3 protein-coding genes are annotated in these 3,252 nt (G+C 65.4%); all 3 read left to right on the forward strand.

Annotation, left to right across the window (positions count from 1 at the left end):
* The first annotated feature begins 10 nt into the window (after nt 1–10).
* The gene (locus tag EHS43_RS40940; protein WP_125195596.1) at nt 11–919 is read left to right on the forward strand and encodes a sugar ABC transporter permease; all 909 of its coding nucleotides are present in this window, start codon (nt 11–13) and stop codon (nt 917–919) included.
* Complete coding sequence (locus tag EHS43_RS40945) at nt 913–1,785, forward strand: carbohydrate ABC transporter permease (protein ID WP_125195594.1); 873 nt, start codon at nt 913–915, stop codon at nt 1,783–1,785. The genes EHS43_RS40940 and EHS43_RS40945 overlap by 7 nt, the downstream gene beginning before the upstream one ends.
* A gap of 37 nt (nt 1,786–1,822) precedes the next feature.
* On the forward strand, nt 1,823–3,252 hold a 1,430-nt coding region (locus EHS43_RS40950), incomplete at its 3' end, for an extracellular solute-binding protein (RefSeq protein WP_125195595.1).

Below are 3,252 nucleotides of genomic sequence, written 5' to 3' on the forward strand. Positions count from 1 at the left end.
CGCCCACCCCGTGCCACGCGGCGGATGGCGCCGGTCCCTGCGCCGCGACTGGCAGCTCTACTCGCTGGCCGTCCTGCCCCTGCTGTTCTTCCTGGTGTTCCGCTATCTGCCGATGGTCGGCAACGTGATCGCCTTCCGGCGCTTCGAGCCCGGCGGCTCGATGTTCGGCGAGCAGTGGGTGGGCCTGCGCTATGTGCGCATGTTCCTCAGCGACCCGACCTTCTGGCAGGTGTTCCGCAACACCCTGTGGCTCGGCGGGCTCACGCTCGTGTTCTGCTTCCCCATCCCGATCGTGCTCGCCCTCCTGCTCAACGAGGTGCGCCGGCGCTCCCTGAAGCGCTTCGTGCAGTCGGTGTCCTACCTCCCGCACTTCCTGTCGATCGTGATCGTCGCCGGCCTCACGATGCAGATGCTCGCCACCGACGGGCCGGTCAACCACGCCCTCGGCTGGTTCGGCCACGAGGAGATCCGCTTCATCCAGGAACCCGGCTGGTTCCGTACCGTCTACGTCGGTTCGGAGATCTGGCAGACCGCCGGCTGGGGCACGATCCTCTACCTCGCCGCGCTCACCACGATCGACGAGGACCTGTACGAGGCGGCGCGCATCGACGGCGCCAACCGCTGGAAGCAGATCTGGCACGTCACCCTGCCCGGCATCCGCCCCACCATGGTCACGCTGCTGATCCTGAACGTCGGCACGTTCATGGCGGTCGGCTTCGAGAAGGTCCTGCTGCTGTACAACCCGCTGACCTACCCGACCGCCGACGTGATCTCGACGTACGTCTACCGGGCGGGCGTCGAGTCCAACAGCTTCAGCTACGCCGCCGCCATCGGGCTCTTCGAGGCGATCATCGGCCTGGTCCTGATCACGTCCGCCAACACGCTCTCGCGCCGCACGGTGGGGACGAGCCTGTGGTGAGGCCGAGCCGCTCCTACCGGGTCTTCCAGGGCGTCAACGGGGTGGTGCTCAGCCTCGTGGTGCTCGTGACCCTGTACCCGTTCGTCAACATCGTCGCGCGGTCCTTCAGCGGGGAGAGGCAGATCCGGGCCGGTGAAGTGACCCTGTGGCCCAAGGGGTTCAACCTCACCACGTACCGGATCGTCTTCCAGGACTCGATGTTCTGGCGCAACTACGGCAACACGGTGTTCTACACGGTCGTGTCCACCGCCGTGGCCATGTTCCTGACGACCTGTTACGCCTACGTCCTGTCGAAGAAGCACCTCAGGGGGCGCGGGGTGCTCGTCGGCATCGCCGTGTTCACGATGTTCTTCACCGGCGGCCTGATCCCCCACTACATCCTGGTCACCGAGCTCGGACTGAAGAACAGCGTCTGGGCCATAGCGCTGCCCAACGCGATCAGCGTCTTCAACCTGCTGGTGATGAAGGCATTCTTCGAGAGCCTGCCGACCGAGCTGGAGGAGGCCGCCCAGATCGACGGCCTGAGCACCTACGGCATCCTCTTCCGGATCGTGCTGCCGCTGTCCAAGGCGGTCGTCGCGACCATGGTGCTCTTCTACACGGTGTCCTTCTGGAACTCCTGGTTCAGCGCGTTCCTCTACATGGACCACTCCGACCTGATGCCGGTCACCGTCTACCTCCGCAACCTCATCGCCGGTGCCACCGGCGGCGGCAACGCGGGCGCCGGCACCGCCGAGCTCAGCCAGGTGGGCGCGAGCATCCAGGCGGTCACGATCGTGCTCACCGCGCTGCCGATCATCTGCGTGTACCCGTTCGTCCAGCGCTACTTCGTCTCGGGCGTGATGCTCGGCGCGGTCAAGGGCTGACAGCCCGTCAACTCAACTACGGAACGAGGGAGTATCCGTGGAGAACGCAGGACAGCTGTCACGGCGTCAGATCCTGGCCGCCGCGGGGTTCATCGGCCTCGCCGGCCTCACCGGCTGCGGCAGCGGCGACGACGGAGGCGACTCCAAGGACCTTTCCAAGAAGCAGAACGGCGCGATGAAGGAGTACCGGGCCGGCCAGCAGTTCAAGGCGTCCAAGGCGCTGTCCTTCTCCATGCTGCACAACGACAACCCGGTCTACCCCCTGAAGAAGGACTGGCTGTTCTGGAAGGAGGTCACCAGGCGCACCGGGGTCACCATCAAGCCCCTCGACGTCCCCCTCGCCGACTACGAGAAGAAGCGCAGCGTCCTGATCGGTGCGGGCGACGCGCCCTTCATCATCCCGAAGACGTACCACCCCGGCGAGGTCGCCTTCGTGTCCTCGGGCGCGATCCTCCCGGTCAGCGAGTACGTCGACCTGATGCCCAACTTCCGGGACAAGGTGAGGAAGTGGAAGCTCGAACCCGAACTCGACTCCATCCGCCAGTCCGACGGCAAGTACTACCTGCTGCCCGGCCTGCACGAGAAGCCGAAGTCCGGATACTCGATGGCCTTCCGCACGGACGTCCTCGACCGGCACGGACTGGCCCTGCCCACGACCTGGGACGAGGTGTACGACGTCCTCAAGGCGCTCAAGGCCGAGTATCCGGACAAGTACCCGTGGACCGACCGCTGGAGCACCAACACCCCCTTCCCGTGCGGGGCGTTGTTCGGCTATCTGGGCCAGGCATACGGCGTGAAGGCCGGCTGGAACTACGACAACATCAGCTTCGACACCAAGGCGCAGCGGTTCGTCTTCACCGCGGCCCAGGACGCCTACCGGCAGATGATCGAGTACCTGAGAAGGATCGTCGCCGACAAGCTCCTCGACCCCGAGAGCTTCACCCAGCAGGACGACCAGGCCATCCAGAAGCTGCTCGCCGAGAAGTCGTACGTGATCAGCGCCAACCCGCAGGAGCTGGTGCAGAACTACCGCTACAACCTGAACAAGCAGGTCAAGGGCGCGAAGATCGAGATGATCCCGGTGCCCCTGGGCCCGGCAGGACCGATCCTGCTGAGCGGCATCCGGCTGGAGAACGGCGTGATGATCTCCAGCAAGGCCCTCAAGAGCGCCGACTTCGTCGCGATGATGCAGTTCGTGGACTGGCTCTGGTACTCCGACGAGGGCCAGAAGTTCTCCAAGTGGGGCGTGGAGGGCGTCACTTACACCGAGTCCGGCGGCAGGTACAGGCTGAAGCCCGGGATCTCCCTCATGGGCTCGGACCCCGACGCCCCGAAGGACCTCCAGAAGGACTACGGCTTCTTCAACGGCGTGTTCACCTACGGCGGCAGCTGGGAGCTGGTGTCCTCCAACTTCGGCCCGGACGAGCGGAAGTTCCAGGACGCGATGTCCCAGCGCAGGCAACTCCC

Source organism: Streptomyces sp. RP5T (assembly GCF_003933965.1).
Taxonomy (GTDB): Bacteria; Actinomycetota; Actinomycetes; order Streptomycetales; family Streptomycetaceae; genus Streptomyces.